Origin of the sequence: Pseudarthrobacter sp. LMD1-1-1.1 (assembly GCF_040676255.1) — a bacterium.
Taxonomy (GTDB): Bacteria; Actinomycetota; Actinomycetes; order Actinomycetales; family Micrococcaceae; genus Arthrobacter.
This window is the reverse complement of record NZ_JBEGHP010000001.1, coordinates 177723-194380: the sequence shown is the minus strand read 5'-3', so window position 1 is coordinate 194380 and position 16658 is coordinate 177723. Positions and strand designations below refer to the sequence as shown.

At 67.9% G+C, this 16658-nt stretch carries 16 protein-coding genes; 5 read left to right on the top strand and 11 right to left on the bottom strand.

The genetic code is table 11. The features are described from left to right. Window positions 1-129: 129 nt before the first annotated feature. From MRBLMD1_RS00925 to MRBLMD1_RS00915, 3 genes are all read right to left on the bottom strand, one after another. Window positions 130-327 (bottom strand): hypothetical protein, encoded by a 198-nt coding sequence (locus MRBLMD1_RS00925; protein WP_364396586.1) that lies wholly within the window; start codon window positions 325-327, stop codon window positions 130-132. 215 nt (window positions 328-542) lie between these two features. Continuing rightward, window positions 543-2177: an FAD-dependent monooxygenase gene (locus tag MRBLMD1_RS00920; protein ID WP_364396584.1), complete on the bottom strand. Its 1635-nt coding sequence runs from the start codon at window positions 2175-2177 to the stop codon at window positions 543-545. A gap of 12 nt (window positions 2178-2189) precedes the next feature. Then, a complete protein-coding gene (locus tag MRBLMD1_RS00915; RefSeq protein WP_364396581.1) occupies window positions 2190-2753 on the bottom strand; it encodes a hypothetical protein in 564 nt (187 codons plus the stop codon). A 135-nt stretch (window positions 2754-2888) separates the two neighbouring features. Here MRBLMD1_RS00915 and MRBLMD1_RS00910 point away from each other — a divergent pair, with 135 nt between their 5' ends. Beyond that, window positions 2889-5105, top strand: a complete 2217-nt coding sequence (locus MRBLMD1_RS00910) for a S9 family peptidase (RefSeq protein ID WP_364396579.1) — start codon at window positions 2889-2891, stop codon at window positions 5103-5105. Window positions 5106-5166: 61 nt separating this feature from the next. Here the strand turns inward: MRBLMD1_RS00910 and MRBLMD1_RS00905 are convergent, their stop codons facing one another. Further along, entirely contained in the window at window positions 5167-5619 is a 453-nt protein-coding gene (locus tag MRBLMD1_RS00905; protein ID WP_159630921.1) for an SRPBCC family protein, read from the bottom strand. Between the two features lie 243 nt (window positions 5620-5862). Between MRBLMD1_RS00905 and MRBLMD1_RS00900 the strand changes: the two genes are divergently transcribed. Both MRBLMD1_RS00900 and MRBLMD1_RS00895 read left to right on the top strand, forming a co-directional pair. Next, window positions 5863-6069, top strand: a complete 207-nt coding sequence (locus MRBLMD1_RS00900) for a DUF2945 domain-containing protein (RefSeq protein ID WP_043452340.1) — start codon at window positions 5863-5865, stop codon at window positions 6067-6069. Between the two features lie 4 nt (window positions 6070-6073). Further along, entirely contained in the window at window positions 6074-7270 is a 1197-nt protein-coding gene (locus MRBLMD1_RS00895) for an NAD(P)/FAD-dependent oxidoreductase (RefSeq protein ID WP_159630917.1), read from the top strand. Window positions 7271-7273: 3 nt separating this feature from the next. Here MRBLMD1_RS00895 and MRBLMD1_RS00890 read toward each other — a convergent pair whose 3' ends face one another. The 3 genes from MRBLMD1_RS00890 to MRBLMD1_RS00880 are packed head-to-tail and all read right to left on the bottom strand — an operon-like array spanning window position 7274 to window position 9414. After that, the gene (locus MRBLMD1_RS00890) at window positions 7274-7834 is read right to left on the bottom strand and encodes a GNAT family N-acetyltransferase (RefSeq protein WP_364396575.1); all 561 of its coding nucleotides are present in this window, start codon (window positions 7832-7834) and stop codon (window positions 7274-7276) included. Between the two features lie 8 nt (window positions 7835-7842). Then, complete coding sequence (locus MRBLMD1_RS00885; RefSeq protein ID WP_159630913.1) at window positions 7843-9003, bottom strand: acetate kinase; 1161 nt, start codon at window positions 9001-9003, stop codon at window positions 7843-7845. Window positions 9004-9057: 54 nt separating this feature from the next. Continuing rightward, the gene (locus tag MRBLMD1_RS00880; RefSeq protein WP_224026950.1) at window positions 9058-9414 is read right to left on the bottom strand and encodes a VOC family protein; all 357 of its coding nucleotides are present in this window, start codon (window positions 9412-9414) and stop codon (window positions 9058-9060) included. A gap of 298 nt (window positions 9415-9712) precedes the next feature. On the opposite strand from MRBLMD1_RS00880, the gene MRBLMD1_RS00875 reads away from it, so the two are divergent. After that, entirely contained in the window at window positions 9713-10003 is a 291-nt protein-coding gene (locus MRBLMD1_RS00875) for a hypothetical protein (protein ID WP_159630909.1), read from the top strand. 62 nt (window positions 10004-10065) lie between these two features. Here MRBLMD1_RS00875 and MRBLMD1_RS00870 read toward each other — a convergent pair whose 3' ends face one another. From MRBLMD1_RS00870 to MRBLMD1_RS00855, 4 genes are all read right to left on the bottom strand, one after another. Continuing rightward, a complete protein-coding gene (locus MRBLMD1_RS00870) occupies window positions 10066-11301 on the bottom strand; it encodes a fumarylacetoacetate hydrolase family protein (protein WP_364396571.1) in 1236 nt (411 codons plus the stop codon). Then, the gene (locus MRBLMD1_RS00865; RefSeq protein ID WP_159630906.1) at window positions 11298-12782 is read right to left on the bottom strand and encodes an aldehyde dehydrogenase (NADP(+)); all 1485 of its coding nucleotides are present in this window, start codon (window positions 12780-12782) and stop codon (window positions 11298-11300) included. The genes MRBLMD1_RS00870 and MRBLMD1_RS00865 overlap by 4 nt, the downstream gene beginning before the upstream one ends. Then, on the bottom strand, window positions 12779-14125 hold the full coding sequence (locus MRBLMD1_RS00860; protein WP_159630904.1) for an L-fuconate dehydratase: 1347 nt from the start codon (window positions 14123-14125) through the stop codon (window positions 12779-12781). The genes MRBLMD1_RS00865 and MRBLMD1_RS00860 overlap by 4 nt, the downstream gene beginning before the upstream one ends. A 165-nt stretch (window positions 14126-14290) precedes the next feature. Continuing rightward, window positions 14291-15013, bottom strand: coding sequence for a GntR family transcriptional regulator (locus MRBLMD1_RS00855; RefSeq protein ID WP_236560719.1), 723 nt, complete (start codon window positions 15011-15013; stop codon window positions 14291-14293). Between the two features lie 262 nt (window positions 15014-15275). On the opposite strand from MRBLMD1_RS00855, the gene MRBLMD1_RS00850 reads away from it, so the two are divergent. After that, window positions 15276-16607 carry an MFS transporter gene (locus tag MRBLMD1_RS00850; RefSeq protein ID WP_364396568.1) on the top strand — a complete coding sequence of 444 codons (1332 nt, stop codon included), beginning with the start codon at window positions 15276-15278 and terminating at the stop codon, window positions 16605-16607. Window positions 16608-16658 lie beyond the last annotated feature (51 nt).

The following is a 16658-nucleotide window of genomic DNA, read 5'->3' as shown; positions in this document are numbered from 1 at the left end:
GGAGGAGTAAGTCTGCAAGAGTTTGCGGCAGCGGATTCCGGTGGTTTTCCGGCCCTTGCCCAGGCACGGAAAAGGGGCCTTCCACCTGCGCATACGCAGCCGGCGGAAGCCCCCTTCCAAGGTTTGCGGTCAGTCCCTGGTGGGGTCCGGACGGAGCGGAGCGGGGCCCGGGTCCGGGACGGGCAGCGGCCCCGGTGACGGTGGTGCGGGGAACGGGTTCGGGGACGGCGGGCCGGGCGGGCGCGGCTGGGTGGGGTCCGGGGACGTGGGCTCCGGGCCAGGTTCGGGCGGAAACGGCTCTGGTTCGTGCACTGGCGGGATGGTCATGGAACTTCCCCTCTCACACTGGGCGGATCATACTGGCAAATCACGCATAGGGCGGACCTGCCTTGAACTGACCAGACTACGCTTGCCATCCCCCCGCAACCACCCTTCCCCTCCCCCCCCCTTGCTCCATCAGTTGTGGGTTCCTAAACACCGGTTTTGGAAGCCATAAGTGATGGAGCATCACGACGGCGGGTGGTTGCCACCGTGTGCAGCCTTCAGTCCGCGGCACCCACCAGCCGCAGCCACGACCCAAGCTCGCCAGGGTCGGCCTCACCGCAGCGGTAGCCGACGTACCCGTCCGGGCGGACCGCCACCACGCCCCGCCCAGGGTGGCTGGTGAGCCGGTGGACGTGGACCAGTGGCGAACCGGGACCCGCAGGGAAAGCGGGCCCGGCACCCAGTGTGCCCGGCGCGGCGTCGCGCTCGAACAACAGGTGGATGCCCGGCACCGCGGTCAGGTCGTGAAGACGGGCCACCCGTCCGCCCACGGAAGCGGGCCCGTCCGGCAGCCGCTCCCCAGGCCTCGGCCATCCGCCGGCCCCGGGCATACGGTCTCGTGATATCGCACTGCCGCGGTAGTTCACGAACGGCTGGGCCAGCAACCTGATGCCCTTGGAAGTGAGCCACCGCCGGCGCAGCAGCAGCGGCAGCACCGGCGCGAAGACGGGCAGGGCGCTCCGGACCAGCCGGGCCACCGGATGCGGCGAGGCTTCGCCGAAGAAGATCACGTGCGTCAGCGCCAGTACGCGCCGGGCCGCCAGCCGCCGCTCCTGCCCGTAGCTGTCCAGCAGTTCCGGAAGCGGCGTACCCGCGGACGAGGCGAAGCCCAGCTTCCAGCCGAGGTTGAGGGCATCCAGGATGCCGTTGTTCATGCCCTGGCCGCCGGCGGGTGAGTGGGCGTGCGCGGAATCACCGGCCAGGAAGACAGGACTGGCGCCGAAGGTGCTGGCAATCCGGTGCTGCAGCGGAATCTGCGCCGACCAGCGCACCTCGCTGACCGCAGCACCCAGGCCGGATCCACTCAGTCCCGATTCCCCCACCAGCCGGGCCACCTCCTCTGCGGAAACGGGCGGACCCAGCTGGCCGAACCGGGCTCCCGGCGCCGGGGCTGCCGGACGGGTTGCCAGCATTCGCCAGGTGGCACCCTCGCCCAGCGCGAACAGGAATACCAGCCCGGCGGCGCCGACGGCCACGTGCAGCAACCCCTCGTCGAGGGAGCCATCAAGTTCAAGGTCGGCCATGACCGCTTCCACTCCGTACGGGCCCCCGCGCCACTGCGCACCGGTCAGGCCCCGGACAGTGCTGGACTGCCCGTCGCAGCCGGCCAGGAACCGGGACACGTGGTGCTCCGCCAGGTTGCGCCCCAGGCCGCCGGCGGGATGCAGCTCCGCGCGCACCAGGCTTTGCGTGGACGCCAGGGCTGGCTCCCGCTCGAACCCGTGGAACTCAACGCCCCAGTCCACGTGGATCCCCCGGGCCTGAAGCGCCAGGCAGAGGACGTCCTCGACGTCGGCCTGCCGGACCAGGGTGAGGTGTGGGAAGGCCGTGTCCGGGAGGTCCGCGTGGCCCAGCCGGGCTTCGACAACGTGCCGGCCCAGGTGGATGCGTGCCTCGGGAGTGGTGTCGGCGCGGTTGAGCAGCTCATCGGTCACCCCCAGCGGGCGCAGGCCCTCGAGCGCCCTGGCGTGCAGCATCATGGCGCGGGACGGACGCGCCCTGTTCGCGCGCCGGTCCACCACCCGCACTGTTGCGCCGTGGGCGTGGGCCTGGAGGGCAGTGGTGAGTCCGGCGGGACCAGCGCCCACCACCAGGACGTCGCTGTCCGCCGTCGTACCTTGACCGGGTGGCATGGGCGGCGGATGTTAGTCGGGGTTGAGGAGCCGCCACCAGGCGTGGTCCGCCTGGGCAGCGGCCGGCATCGCGGCGGGATTGGCGAGCACCTCGTCGCGGCGCAGTCCGGGAAGCACCTTGTAGCTGATGGACCCGGGGACGCTGACCAGTTCCAGGACGCGCCACAGGGCTGCGGCGTACTTGCGGGCGCGTTCGGGACCGTCCCATTCGTACAGCCCGCGGTAGGCGCCGAAGGTGTCGTGGGCGCACCAAAGCTTGGAGACAAACCCCGGGAACCCCACAAAGAGCGGGGTGTTCATCAGGCTCTCCGCCTCGAACAGGCGGTGCGCCCTGCCGCGGACCAGCCGGAGGGTGAAGGCCACCACCAGGACGCAGGGCTCGGCGGGCCGGCGGTCGACGGCGGTCTCCCGGTAGACCCGCGCGGTGCTTCCGTCGGCGAACCGCAGCACCCTGCCAACATTGTGTTTCGGAAGATGGACCTGCCGGCGGACCAGCATGGCACAGGACGCCGCCACGCAGCGGGCCACCGCCAGCCATGCCTGGGCCCGGGGAGCGGGTCCGGATTCCACGGTCATGGTGCCTCCTGTCCTCGCAACGCCCTTCCAGCCTGCCGGGCCGCGGGGCAGGCACCCAGAGTCTTTCGCCCCTTTCGGCTCCCCCGGTAGCGAACGCCCTGCGGGGTTGCCGGAGGGGGTCTATATATTGAATCCATGACCTCCACTTCCCTGCAGGATTCCACCGGTACTGCGATCCCAGCGCCCCCGGTTGCCAAGAAGATCCCCACCGAGCGCACCCACCACGGGGAGACGTTCGTGGACAACTACGAGTGGCTGCGGGACAAGGAGTCGCCGGAGGTAGTGGAGCATCTCCGGGCCGAAAACGCCTACCAGGAAGCCGTCACGGCGCACCAGGAACCGCTCCGCGAGGCCATCTTCCAGGAGATCAAGGGCCGCACCCAGGAAACCGACCTGTCCGTCCCGCACCGCAAGGACGGCTGGTGGTACTTCAGCCGTTCCGCGGAGGGCAAGGAGTACGGCATCCACTGCCGGGTGAAGGCGCAGGACACCGGGGACAAAGTGGCCGACTGGACTCCGCCGGCAGTGGAGGCAGGGGTAGGGATTCCCGGCGAAGAGATCCTCCTCGATGGCAACGTGGAGGCCGAGGGCAAGCCGTTCTTCTCCGTGGGCGGTACCGCCGTCACCATTGACGGCAACCTGTACGCCTACGCGGTGGACAACTCCGGCGATGAGCGGTTCACCTTACGGATCAAGGACCTCCGCACCGGCGAACTGCTGCCGGATGTCATCGAGAACATCTTCTACGGGGTTGCCTTCTCCCCGGACGGCACCCGCCTGTTCTACACCGTGGTGGACGAGTCCTGGCGCCCCTACCAGGTGAAGGCGCACGTCCTGGGCACCCCGGTGTCCGACGACGTGGTGGTGTACCAGGAGGACGACGCCGCCATGTGGCTGGGCTTCGAGCTGTCCGCGGACCGGCGCTACCTGATGCTGGGCATCGGCTGCTCGGAGTACAGCGAAACCCGGCTGCTGCGTTTCGACGATCCCACTGCCGCCGTCACCACTGTCATTTCGCGCAACGAACGCGTCCTGTACGAGGCCGAGCCCTTCCTGCTCGACGGGCAGGAAAAGATCCTGCTCACGCACAACCGCGGCGCCATCAACTCCATGGTCTCCCTGGCTGACCCCGCCGAGCTGGAAAAGCCGCTCTCGGAGCAGACCTGGCGGACCGTCGTCGGGCATTCCGATGACGTCCGCGTCAACGGCGCGGGCGTCACCGCCACGCACCTGATCGTGTCTATCCGCAAGGACACCATCGAACGCGTCCAGGTGATGGGGCTGCCCGGCCTGGGCACCCCCGCCCAGCAGGCACCGGTGGAACCGGCCTTCGACGAGGAGCTCTACACTGCGGGCGTCGGCGGCTCGGACTACGAAGCCCCCGTGATCCGGCTGGGCTACACGTCCTACTTCACGCCGTCGCGCATCTACGACTTCGTGCTTCCCACGCCGGAGCAGCCGGCCGGCGAGCTGCTGCTGCGCAAGGAAAGCCCGGTGCTGGGTGGTTACGACGGCAGCGACTACGTGGCCACCCGGGAGTGGGCCACTGCCGGCGACGGCACGCGGATCCCGCTGTCGGTGCTGCGGCACAAGTCCGTCAAGCAGGATTCGACGGCGGCGGGCCTGGTGTACGGGTACGGCTCCTACGAGATGAGCATGGATCCAGGCTTCGGCATCGCACGGCTGTCGCTGCTGGACCGCGGCGTGGTGTTCGTGATCGCCCACATCCGCGGCGGCGGGGAACTGGGCCGGCACTGGTACGAGGACGGCAAGAAGCTCACCAAGAAGAACACCTTCACCGACTTCGTGGACGCCACCGACTGGCTGGCAAACTCCGGCTGGGTGGACCCTGCACGGATCGCGGCGCTGGGCGGCTCGGCCGGCGGCCTGCTGATGGGCGCCATCGCCAACATGGCGCCGGAGAAGTATGCGGCGATCGTGGCGCAGGTGCCGTTCGTGGATCCGCTCACCAGCATCCTGGATCCCGACCTGCCGCTGTCCGCGCTGGAGTGGGAGGAATGGGGCAACCCCATCACGGATCCGCAGGCCTACGCCTACATGAAGTCCTACTCGCCCTACGAGAACGTGCGGGAGGTGGCCTATCCCAGGATCGCCGCCGTGACGTCCTTCAACGACACCCGCGTCCTTTACGTCGAGCCGGCCAAATGGGTGCAGGAGCTGCGGAACAAGACCACGGGGTCCCAGCCGGTTGTCATGAAGATCGAGATGGATGGCGGCCACGGCGGCGCGTCCGGCCGCTATGTGCAGTGGCGTGAGCGGGCCTGGGACTACGCGTTCATCGCCGATGCCCTGGGTGCCACCGAGCTGATTCCCGGGGCCGGCCCCAGGTAGGCCCGGGCTGAGCCAGGCGGAGGCTTCCAGCCGCCGTCGAACGCTGGCCGCTGCCGGGTGATCAGGGCTGCGGGTGTTCGGCCATCCATTCCGCCAGGGTTTCGAGGTTGGCCCGGACAGTCCGGCCCTGGGCCCTCTCCACCAGCGGGTCGGCCAGCTTGCCGAAGATGCCCCCGAGGCCGGACGCAGCATCGATCCGCTGGGTGACGCGCGTCCCGCCGTCGGCAGGCTCCAGGGTGAACGTCACCGTGAAGTCCAGCTTCCCTTCCACCGATTTGGACACCATGCGCCGGGGCGGATCAAACTCCTTGACCTCAACGGTCCAGTCGAAGTGCCGTCCCATGACTTTGCTGGTTCCCCGGCCGTGGGTGCCCACTCCCACGGGCCCTTCGCCGACCCGTTCCGACGAGGTCACCGAGGAATCGTAGACAGCGACATTGTCGAAGTTCGACAGGAAATCGAAGACCTCCTGCGGTGGCCGGGCAATGACGACGCTTTCTTCTACAACAGGCACAGCATTCTCCTTTGAGAGCACCTGATGCCGGCCGGGCGTGGCCGGCAGGGACAGCATGGCCCTGGACGCGGCCGGTGTCAATGCCGCCATCCCGTGGTGCAGGCGGCCGGGCCCGGGGTTCGGACACGTAGCTGCCAAAACAACGTAATCATGCTTACGATTGGCTCCGGGGACGCCCGCCGGGGCGGCAGCCGGGCCGCAGAGCGGCACAGACCCACCGCATCACCCAGCCAAGGAGTGCAGATGTCGCTGAGCAAGGGAACGCATGTGGAGTGGAACACTTCACAGGGCAAGACGCACGGCAGGATTGTCGAAAAGAAAACCAGCGACTTCGAGCTCGACGGCAACACGCACCGCGCCAGCGAGGATGAGCCGCAGTACGTGGTCGAATCGGACAAGACGGGCGCCCGGGCAGCGCACAAGGCATCTGCGCTGACCGAGAAGAAGTAGTCCCGTGGCTGCCCAGCATGAGGTAGTGATTATTGGCGGCGGCAATGCCGGCATCTCCCTGGCGGCGCGGCTGCAGCGCTACGGCGTCAAGGACGTGGCCGTGATCGAACCCCGGGACCACCACCTCTACCAGCCGCTCTTCTCGCACATTGCCGGCGGCCGGGCGCAGGCCCAGGAGGCCATCCGGCCGCAGCAATCCGTCATCCCCCAGGGCGTCACCTGGATCCGGGATGCCGCCGTCGGGGTGGACGCGATGGCCAACACCGTCAGCCTGGAATCAGGGGCCCGGGTGGCTTACGGGCAACTGGTGGTGTGCCCGGGACTGCAGTACGACTGGGACGCGGTGCCGGGGCTGGCCGAGGCCGTGCATTCGCCGCACGGCGCATCCCATTACGAGTTCGACCTTGCTCCCAAGGCTTGGACGCTGCTCAGCGCCATGACCTCCGGGACAGCTGTCTTCACCATGCCGGCGGGGCCCATCAAATGCGGCGGCGCCGCCCAGAAACCCATGTACCTGGCCTGCGACTACTGGCGGGAACAGGGGGTCCTGGACAAGATCAGGGTGGTGATGGTGCAGCCCTACCCCACCGTGTTCGGGGTACCGGAGGTGGACCGGGAACTGGACCGCAAGATCGCCGAGTACGGGATCGAGCTGCGGACCAACAGTGAGCTGGTGGCGGTAAGCCCGGCCGGCCGCCGCGCCACCATCCGGGACCACGCCGCGCACACCACGGAGGACCTGACGTACGACGTCCTCAACGCCGTCCCGCCGCAGTCGGCCCCGGACTGGCTCAAGGCCACGGACCTGCCGGCTCCCGGGGACGCGGGCGGCTTCGTGGAGGTGGACCGGCAGACGCTGCGGCATCTCCGGTACCCCAACGTATGGTCCCTGGGCGACGCCGCGGGTACCACAAATTCCAAGTCCGGCGGGGCGCTGCGCAAGCAGACCAAGGTGCTGGCGAAGAACCTGGTGGCGGCCCGCAAGGGCAAACCGCTGCGCGCCAGGTACAACGGCTACTCGGTGTGCCCGTTCACCGTGTCGCGGGACACCGTGGTGTTCGCCGAATTCGATGACCGCTACCGGCCCATGCCCACCATCCCGCGGGTACCCACCTGGAACGAAAGCAAGCTGTCCTGGGTGGTGGACCGGGACCTGTTCCCCAAGATCTACTGGAACCTGATCCTCAAGGGCCGGGCGTAGGGGCTAGCTGCGTGAACCGATCCGCCACTCATCGGCAAGGATGGCGTAGACCAGTTCGGTGGCCCACTGTCCCTTGTAGTGCCATTTGTCGATGTGCCGCGCCTCCAGCCGCATGCCCAGCCGGTCGCACAGCGACGCGGACACCCCGTTGAGCTCGTCGAGCCGGGCCTCGATCCGGTGCAGGCCCAGTTCCTCGAAGCCCAGCCGCAGCACCGCATTGGCCGCCTCGGTGCCGTAGCCCCTGCCGCGGGCCGCGGGCGCCAGCGTCCATCCCACTTCGGCCTGCCCCCGGCCCGGGAGCCATTTAAGCACCACCTCGCCCAGCAGGCCCGGCTGATCAGCGGCCTCGATGGCGAGCGCAACCCAGTCGCCTTCCTTTTCGAAGACAAAGTTGGCGTACCGGCCCACCCGCTCCATGGATTGGGTGTACGTCTTGGCGGGGCCGGGGAGGAACCGGGCGGTCTCCGGCAGCGAGTGGTAGGCGTGGAAGGCGTCCAGGTCGCCGCCATCGAACCGGCGCAGGACAAGGCGCCCGGTGCGGATGGGCAGGTGGATCTCAGGCATGGTGGCGGCTAGCTGCCGGAACCTACGACGGCGGCAGTCGCCTCCGCGATGGCGCGCTCCTCGTCAGTGGGAACCACCAGGACGGGGATCGCGGAGGACGGCGTGGAAATGACGCGCGGTTCCTTGGACCGGCGGGCGTTCAGGCCGGCGTCGAGCTCGATTCCCAAGGCGCCCAGCCGGTCCGCCACGTGTGCCCGGAACTGCTGCGAGTTCTCGCCGATCCCGGCGGTGAATACCAGCGCCTTGGCGCCGCCGACGGCAACGTGGTAGCCGCCGATGTACTTGGCCAGCCGGTAGGACGCCACCGCGAGTGCCATCCTGGCCTTCTCATCGCCGGACTCGGAGGCCTCCACCACGGAGCGCATGTCATTATTGCCGGCCAGGCCCTTCAGCCCCGATTCCCGGTTCAGCATGGTGTCGATGTCCTCCGGCGACCACCCGGCCCGGCCCAGGAACACCAGGATGGAGGGGTCCAGGTCGCCGGAGCGGGTGCCCATCACCAGGCCCTCGAGCGGAGTGAAGCCCATGGAGGTGTCCACGGAGCGTCCGCCGCGGATGGCCGTCACTGAGGCGCCGTTGCCCAGGTGGGCGATGACGCCGTCGAACTCCTCGATGGGAAGGTCCAGCAGCACCGCCGACCGGCGCGCGACGTACTCGTGCGAGGTGCCGTGGAAGCCGTACCGGCGGATGCCGTGGTTGGTGTAGAGCTCGTCCGGGACGGCGTAGCGCCAGGCGTGCTCGGGCAGGGTGCGGTGGAAGGCGGTGTCGAACACAGCCACCTGCGGCATCTTGGGCCATTTCTTGGTGATGGCCCTGATGCCCAGCACGTTGGCCGGGTTGTGCAGCGGCGCCAGCGGGTTGAGCCGCTCGATGGCGCGGGTGATCTCGTTGTCCACCAGGACGGGTTCAGCAAACCGCTCGCCGCCGTGGACCACGCGGTGGCCCACCGCCGCCAGCTCGAGGCCGCCCAGTTCGCGGTGGATGGCGGCGTCCACCTGTTCCAGCGCCTCCGCATGGTCCCGCGGGCCCTCAATCTCGCCGTCCCCGCCGCCGCCGTTGCCCATGCCGATCTTCTCGATCAGTCCCTCGGTGAGCACCGTCCCGGCGGCCACGTCCCGGACCTGGTACTTCAACGACGACGAACCGGAGTTGATGACGAGCACGAGCATGCGGGGCCTCCTCAGCCTGGCGTCTGCAGTTCAACCCCACTATATGTGGCGCGGCTAACGGTCAGTCAGCAGCAGCGTGTTGCCGTCCGGGTCCTCCGCGGTGAAGAAGCGGCAGACGTCCGGGGAACCCCCAACGGGACCCACCGGAACACCGTCTTCCGCAAGCCTTGCGCGCGTTCCCTCCAGGTCATCGACCAGGAAGTTGCAGGTTGCCCACGCCAGGCCGGGCTCGGCCTTGATGCCGCTGTCCGGGCCCATCAGGGTCACCGATGCCTTTCCTTCCCCGTTCAGCACGGCGGAAAAGGTGTTGGCCTCTGCGATAGTGAGGCCCAGCGTGCGGCTGTACCAACCGGCCGCTGATTCGGGGTTCCGGACGGGGATGAACGCTGTGGAGATGGCTGTACCAGGCATGACTGCGATGCTAGCGCTACTTCGCCGAACGTCCCTGGACGAGCGTGAAATCCTCGTCTTCACCATTTCGGACGGGAAGATCAGGGAAGCGCAGGGTTTCGGAAGGCTTGCCAAAAATATCATCAGCATGCTTACTATAGATGCAGTCGATCGGAAACGGCTGCGAACGGAAAATCGAGAAGGGTGCGCTCAGCGAACGGGGCGCACCGTTTTCGTGACCGCGGGGTTCCTTGCGGAGTGGCGCAGCCTGTGCATAGAGTCGGCAAACAAGGCTGGACCACGCCGAGAGGACAATTCCATGACGAACGAGCCCAATTCGATCGACGAGAACGACCCCACCAACACGGGATCCAGCAGCACCGCCCCGCTCGACGCGCAACCCGATTCCGGAAGCAAGAGCGATCCCACCGGGGTGGAGGGCGCCAACCCGGCACTGGACGACACGGGCAACCTCAAGGCCGCCGAAACCGGGGAAGCACCGGAGGCTCCCGAAGACCGGGAAGGACTGGACCTCACGCCGCAGGGCCTCTCCGACGAGCCGGCCAAGCAGGAAGACCCGGACAGCGTGGCCAAGCCGGACAACAGCTGACAGCACCACACGCAAAAGGACGACGCCGGCACCCACCAGGGTGCCGGCGTCGTCCTTTGCCACTAACGGGCCAGACGGGCGCCCTGCCCCTGCCCTAGCTCCTGGCCCTGCGTCGCCAGGTAGTCGAAAAGCTGGCGGAGGCCAAACGTCCAGGCCGGGAGTTCCTCGCACGGGCCCACCCGGTTGACCAGGGCACCGAGGTGGCGGCTGCGGATGGTGACGGTGTCGCCGTGCTTGTGGGTGAAGCCCTGGCCCGGTTCGTCCCGGTCCTGCGTGGGCGCAAAGAGGGTCCCCGTGAACAGCGCGAAGCCGTCCGGATACTGGTGGTGCTTCCCGTAGGTGGCGGCCACGAGTTCCTCGAAGGGCCTGCTGATCCGGGACACACTGTTCCGCCCCTCCAGCAGGTACCCCTCCGGGCCGTCCACGCGGAGCAGGATCTCCTCATCGCGCAGCGTGTCCAGGGTGAAATTCCGGTCGAACAGCCGGATGAACGGCCCCAGGGCGCTGGAGGCGTTGTTGTCCTTTGCCTTGCCCAGCAGCAGGGCGCTCCTGCCTTCCACATCGCGCAGGTTCACGTCGTTACCCAGCGTCGCGCCCACCACGCGCCCGCCGGACGTGGCAATGAGCACCAGCTCCGGCTCCGGGTTGTTCCAGGACGAAAACGACGGGATGCCGATCTCCGCCCCCAGTCCCACTGATGACAGGACCGGCGCCTTGGTGAAGACCTCCGGGTCCGGACCGATCCCCACCTCCAGGTACTGCGACCACAGCCCTTCGGCAAGGAGGACCCGCTTGGCTTCGGCCGCCTCCGCCGATCCGGGCCGCAGGTCGGCGAGGCTTCCGCCCAGGGCCCGGCCCACCAGCTCACGCACTTCAGCAGCCCGTGCGGCGTCGCCCGCGCAGCGTTCCTCGATGACCCGTTCGATCATGCTGTCCACGAACGTGACGCCGCAGGCCTTGATGACCTGGAGGTCGATGGGTGCCAGGAGCCTGGTTTCGGCGGCATCCACCGTCCTGCCGTCCCCGGCCAGGGAGGCATTGACGACGTCGGCCGTCGCCCAGCGGGGTTCGGCCAGGTCTGGATCCAGGAGGGCAGAGCGGACGGCGGCGGCGGGGTCCGGCAGTTCGAGCAGGCCGGAGACCGTGGTGGCCAGACGGTGCAGGTCGAAGACGGTCCCTCCGCTGACGGCCACCACGCGCGGACCGCCCGTTTCACCATCCCAGACCCGGCCGATGAGCAGCGCGGCGTCGGCGTCCTCGGGTAGCACGGAACGGACTGCCGCGGGTTTCGGACTCACTGGTACACCCCCGTCCCGGCCCCGTCACGGGAGGCGTCCGGCGCAGGGTGCCGCCAGACGCCGTCGACCCTTTGCGGGACCTGCCACGGATTGCTGTCCTGCAGGGGTTCGGGCAGCCGCGTTGCGGGGAACGACTGGTACGCCACCGGGCGGAGGAAGCGGCGGATGGCCGCCGTCCCCACGGAGGTGGTGTTCGAGGTGGTGGCCGGGTAGGGGCCGCCGTGGTGCTGGGCGTAACTGACCGTCACACCGGTGGGCCAGCCGTTCCAGAGGACCCTCCCGCTGAGGTCCGCCAGCCGGGCAGCGAGTTCGGAGACGTCGTCGTCCTCTTCTGCCTGCAGCGTGGTGGTCAGCTGACCTTCGAGCAGCGCCGCCAGCTCCGGCAGCTCCGCCTGGTCCTGGTACTCCACCACCAGGCTGGCGGGGCCGAACATTTCCTCTCGCAGCAGCGCGGGGTTCTTTCGGACCTCCTCCGCCGTGGTGCGCAGGACCGTGGGCGCGGGGTGCTCCGCAAAGTCCCCTTCCAGCAGGACTTCCACTCCCCCGCTGTCCCGGAGCGTGGTGACGGCGTCGGTGTAGCCGGCGTGCAGGCGGTCGCTGAGGAGCCGGGCGGGACTGAATCCTGCCAGCGCCTCCCCCAGCTGGTTGCGGAGCTCCTCCGTGTCCCCGGCGGGGACGAACAGCAGCCCGGGCTTGGTGCAGAACTGGCCCATGCCCAGGGTGAAGGAACCGGCATAGCCCTTGATGATCTCCGACCACCGGGCTGACCACGCGCCGGGCGCCACGAAGACGGCATTGATCCCGCCCAGTTCCCCGAAGAATGGGATGGGCTCGGGGCGCGCCGCAATCCTGGTGAGCAGGGCACGGCCGCCGGCGGTGGAGCCGGTGAACCCGATGGCTTTGACCAGGGGGTGGTCAACAAGGGCCTCCCCTGCCTGCCGGCCGGTCACCATGGAGAACAGGCCCGACGGCGCCCCGGCAGCTTCCAGGGCATCGGTCACCACCTGGGCGGTGCGGGCCGCAAGTTCGCGGTGGGCGTCATGGGCCTTGTGCACCACGGAGCAGCCCGCCGCCAGGGCCGAGGCACTGTCCCCGCCCATCACGCTGAACGCGAAGGGGAAATTGGAGGCACCAAATACCCCCACCACGCCGAGGGGCACGTTGTACCGCCGGAGGTCCGGCCGCGGCCCCATGCCCCACGCGGGGTCGTCGTGGTCGATGGTGGCATCGAAGTGCTCGCCGCGGCGGATCTCGTCCGCGAACAGCCGCAGCTGGAAAACGGTGCGCTTGAGCTCGCCCTCCAGCCGCGGGGTGCCCAGGTGGGTTTCCCGGACGGCCGTTTCCACCAGCCCGGAAGCATCCTGCTCCAGCCCGGCGGCGATGGCTTCGAGCCAACCCGCGCGGGTGTTGGGGTCCACGGTCCGGCCCTTTTCAAAGGCGGATGCTGCGGCTTCGACGGCGGCGTTCACTCCTTCGCTCATTGGACCGCTCCGGCAGGGGCCAGGGCTGCACCGGTGACGGCGGCGCGGTCGCCCACTTCTTGCCATCCGGCGCCGTTGGGGAATTCCCAGCGGGTGCGGGAGGCGCTGAGCATCTCCGCGCCGGTGCCGGGCAGTTCCGGTGCGGCATAGCGGCCGTCGACGATCCTGACGGGTTCCGCGAAGTGCTCGTGCAGGTGGTCCACGAATTCGATCATGCGGTTTTCCTGGCTGCGGCCCACCACGGCGTAGTCGAAGAAGGAGAAGTGCTGGACCAGCTCGCACAGGCCAACGCCGCCGGCGTGCGGGCAGACGGGCACCCCGAATTTGGCGGCCAGCAGCAGGATGGCGATGTTCTCGTTGACGCCGGCAACGCGGGTTGAGTCGAGCTGGAGCACGTCGATGGCGCCGGCCTGGAGCAGCTGCTTGAAGACGATGCGGCTCTGCACTGCTTCACCGGTGGCCACCCGGACCGGTGCAACGCCCCTGCGGATCTCGGCGTGGCCCAGGACGTCGTCGGTGCTGGTGGGTTCCTCGATCCAGTAGGGGTTGAATTCTGCCAGCTGATTGACCCACTCGACCGCTTCGGACACCTCCCACCGCTGGTTGGCATCAATGGCAATGGGCAGGCCGCCTACGGCTTCGCGGGCCAGGGCCATGCGCCGGCGGTCGTCATTGATGTCCCCGCCCACCTTGAGCTTGATCATGGAGAACCCGTCGGCTGCGGCCTCCTTGCTGAGCCGGACCAGTTTCTCGTCGCTGTAGCCCAGCCACCCCGGAGAGGTGGTGTAGGCGGGGAAGCCGTCGGCCTTGAGTTCGGCGGTGCGCTGTTCCTTGCCGTCCTGGCCGGCACGGAGGATCTCCAGTGCCTCCTCCGGGCTGAGGGCATCGCGGATATGGGTGAAGTCCACCACGCTGACCAGTTCCTCGGGTGTCATCTCACTGAGGAGGAGCCAGAGGGGCTTGTTTTCCCGGCGGGCACGGATGTCCCACAGGGCGCTGACCAGGGCGCCGCAGGCCATCTGCGTCACGCCCTTTTCGGGGCCCAGCCAGCGGAGCTGGGAGTCATGGATGAGGAGCCGGGAGGCCGCGCCCAGGTCACCGATGAGCTCGTCGATCTCGCGGCCCACCAGCAGACGGGCGTAGGCGTCGATGGCTGAGGTCAGGATTTCGTTGCCGCGGCCGCAGCTGAAAACGAAGCCGTGGCCCTCGTCGCCCGCATCGGTGCGGATTACCACATAGGCGGCCGAGTAATCAGGGTCTACGTTGACCGCGTCGGAACCGTCGAGCTCAAGGGACGTGGGGAAGCGGACGTCCTGGGTGTTGATGGACGTGATGGAAGGCATGGATCTCAACTTTCGGAGCGGAACTGGAGAAGGGAAAGATTCGATTCCTATACGAATTTATAAAATCATATAGGACACGTGATCTACGTCAACCCCCGACCGCGCCGGCCTGCCCCGCCAACGCAGCAGCCCCGGCCGTCCGGGGCCGGGGCAGTTCGTCGAGAGCTAGGTGATGATGTGCGTGCGCGGCGGTCCGCTGTCCTCCAGCGGGGCGAGCTCGACCTCAAAGGCCTGAGCAAAGCGGTCAAAGGAATTGCGGATATGCGTCGTCATGGCCGCCTCCGCCCCCTCCGGATCACACGCCTCGATAGCCTGCCTCACCGCCGTATGCTCAGCCACCGTAATGGCCCCGTCCACATCCGCCGGGTACAGCCGGAAGGTGTGCAGGTGGCAGTGGGTCTGGGCAAAGGCATGCCGGACCACGGGGTTTCCGGAGGCGGCAAGGATGGTGTCGTGGAAACGGGTGTCATGGGCCACCAGGTCCTGCCGGAGGTCCTTGCTCCGCTTCATGGCGCTCCGGAAGCTGCCCAGTTCCTTCTCCAGGGCGCCGGCCGGATTGGCGAGGCGGTCAACAGCGGCCGCGCGGGCCGCCCACGGTTCCACGAGGAGCCGGAATTCAAACAGCGAGCGCAGTTCCGGCAGGTCCAGCAGCGGGGTGGTGCTGTATCCCCGGCCGGGGTTGTAGACCACCAGGTTGTCGCCTTCGAGCCGCTGCAGCACCTCGCGGACGGGAGTCTGGGACACCCCCAGGCTGCGGGCGACGGCGTCAATGTTGATCCGGGTGCCGGGCGCTATCTCGCCTTCCAGGATTGAGGCACGCATCGCCGAATAGACGTCGGGCACGGCGGCCTTGCCGCGGGAGGTTTCGGACGGTTGACGTGGGGGCACGCGGTTACCTCTTGCATTGGTTTGGACTTGCTGCGGAGCGTGGACATGGCCTTTTCGGCCGGGAGTCGCTTGGGGGAATCATAAGCCACACCCCGCCACAGGCTTCATGGAAGGGCTTTTTTGGAAGGGCACTTGATCCCGGTCACACTTTCTATATGATTAACCCGATTCCTATACGATTTTGGCGCTGAGATCTTCCGCGTCTCCCCCTCCCGCCCGTGCGCCCCGCACCCGAAGCCATGTATAAGTCGAAGGAGACCGCATGACTACGCTCGGAAGTAAGACCTCCGTTACCAATCCATCCCGGCAGCCCCGCCTCATGACCCGCAAGCGCTGGGTCATCATCTGGCTTGCCTTCATCGGCCTCAGCATCAACTACCTTGACCGGTCCAGCCTCAGCGTCGCCCTGCCCTTCATGGGCAAGGACTTCGAGCTCAGCGCCACCCAGCAGGGGCTGATCTTCGCTGCCTTCTTCTGGGCCTATGACTTCTTCCAGCTCGCCGCCGGCTGGTACGTGGACAAGGTGGGTCCCCGCCGCTCCTTCTCCCTGGCCGCACTGTGGTGGTCCGTCTTCACCATGGTGACGGCGGCAGCCTCCAGCTTCTGGTCCCTGTTCGCCGCACGGTTCCTCCTGGGCGTCGGCGAAAGCCCCGCACCCAGCACCGCCGCCAAGGTGGTGGCCACCTGGTTCCCCGTCCGGGAACGCGCCTTCGCCACCAGCATCTGGGACTCCGGGTCACGGGTCGGGGCCGTCATCGCACTGCCCATCGTTACCCTGATTGTCGCCTTCACCTCCTGGCATGCGGTCTTCATCATCATCGGCATCCTTGGAATCATCTGGGCCGCCGTCTGGTGGAAGTACTACCGCAGCCCGGAGGAGCACACCGGCGCGAACGCGGCAGAGATCAGCTATATCCAGGAAGGCGGCGCCCGCGGCGCGGCCAGTGATGACGAAAGCGCAGCCAAGCTGCCCTGGCGTTCGCTCTTCAAGTACCGCACCATCCTCAGCATGATGTTCGGCTTCTTCTGCCTGAACAGCGCCATCTACTTCTTCATCACGTTCTTCCCCAGCTACCTGGTCAAGGAACGCGGCTTCGACCTCCTCAAGCTCGGCTTCTTCGGCGCCATCCCCGGCATCTGCGCGGTCCTGTTCGGCTGGCTCGGCGGATACCTGGCCGACCGTGCCGTCCGCGCAGGTTCACCGGTCAGCAAGGTCCGCAAGACAGCCATCGCCGGCGGCCTGGCCGGCGGCTCGGTCATCATGTTCGCCGCATTGGTTCCGGAAGCCTGGATGGCCTTGGCCCTGCTGTCCGTCGCCTACTCCAGCCTTACGGTGGCCGCGACCGGCATCTGGTCGCTGCCGGCCGACGTCGCCCCCAGCTCGCGCCACGTCGGCTCGATCGGCGGCCTCCAGAACTTCGCTTCGAACCTGGCCGGCATCTTCACGCCCATCCTGATCGGCGTGCTGGTGGACCAGACCGGATCCTTCGTGGCACCGCTGGCTGTGATTGGCGCAATCTCCCTTATCGGCGCGGCCAACTACCTGTTCGTTATCGGCAGGATCGAGCCGCTGAAGGTCAAGGCAGCCGCCTAGGGATCCACTTCCCAGCCCACTAAATGGACGACGCCGGCACCCGCCAAGGTG

What these genes read in the sequence shown, in the direction of transcription:
- MRBLMD1_RS00920 (WP_364396584.1), bottom strand. Translation starts at nt 2,177, where the DNA reads ATGCCACCCGGTCAAGGTACGACGGCGGACAGCGACGTCCTGGTGGTG.
- MRBLMD1_RS00910 (WP_364396579.1), top strand. Translation starts at nt 2,889, where the DNA reads ATGACCTCCACTTCCCTGCAGGATTCCACCGGTACTGCGATCCCAGCG.
- MRBLMD1_RS00890 (WP_364396575.1), bottom strand. Translation starts at nt 7,834, where the DNA reads ATGCCTGAGATCCACCTGCCCATCCGCACCGGGCGCCTTGTCCTGCGC.
- MRBLMD1_RS00875 (WP_159630909.1), top strand. Translation starts at nt 9,713, where the DNA reads ATGACGAACGAGCCCAATTCGATCGACGAGAACGACCCCACCAACACG.
- MRBLMD1_RS00925 (WP_364396586.1), bottom strand. Translation starts at nt 327, where the DNA reads ATGACCATCCCGCCAGTGCACGAACCAGAGCCGTTTCCGCCCGAACCT.
- MRBLMD1_RS00860 (WP_159630904.1), bottom strand. Translation starts at nt 14,125, where the DNA reads ATGCCTTCCATCACGTCCATCAACACCCAGGACGTCCGCTTCCCCACG.
- MRBLMD1_RS00865 (WP_159630906.1), bottom strand. Translation starts at nt 12,782, where the DNA reads ATGAGCGAAGGAGTGAACGCCGCCGTCGAAGCCGCAGCATCCGCCTTT.
- MRBLMD1_RS00850 (WP_364396568.1), top strand. Translation starts at nt 15,276, where the DNA reads ATGACTACGCTCGGAAGTAAGACCTCCGTTACCAATCCATCCCGGCAG.
- MRBLMD1_RS00880 (WP_224026950.1), bottom strand. Translation starts at nt 9,414, where the DNA reads ATGCCTGGTACAGCCATCTCCACAGCGTTCATCCCCGTCCGGAACCCC.
- MRBLMD1_RS00885 (WP_159630913.1), bottom strand. Translation starts at nt 9,003, where the DNA reads ATGCTCGTGCTCGTCATCAACTCCGGTTCGTCGTCGTTGAAGTACCAG.
- MRBLMD1_RS00915 (WP_364396581.1), bottom strand. Translation starts at nt 2,753, where the DNA reads ATGACCGTGGAATCCGGACCCGCTCCCCGGGCCCAGGCATGGCTGGCG.
- MRBLMD1_RS00900 (WP_043452340.1), top strand. Translation starts at nt 5,863, where the DNA reads ATGTCGCTGAGCAAGGGAACGCATGTGGAGTGGAACACTTCACAGGGC.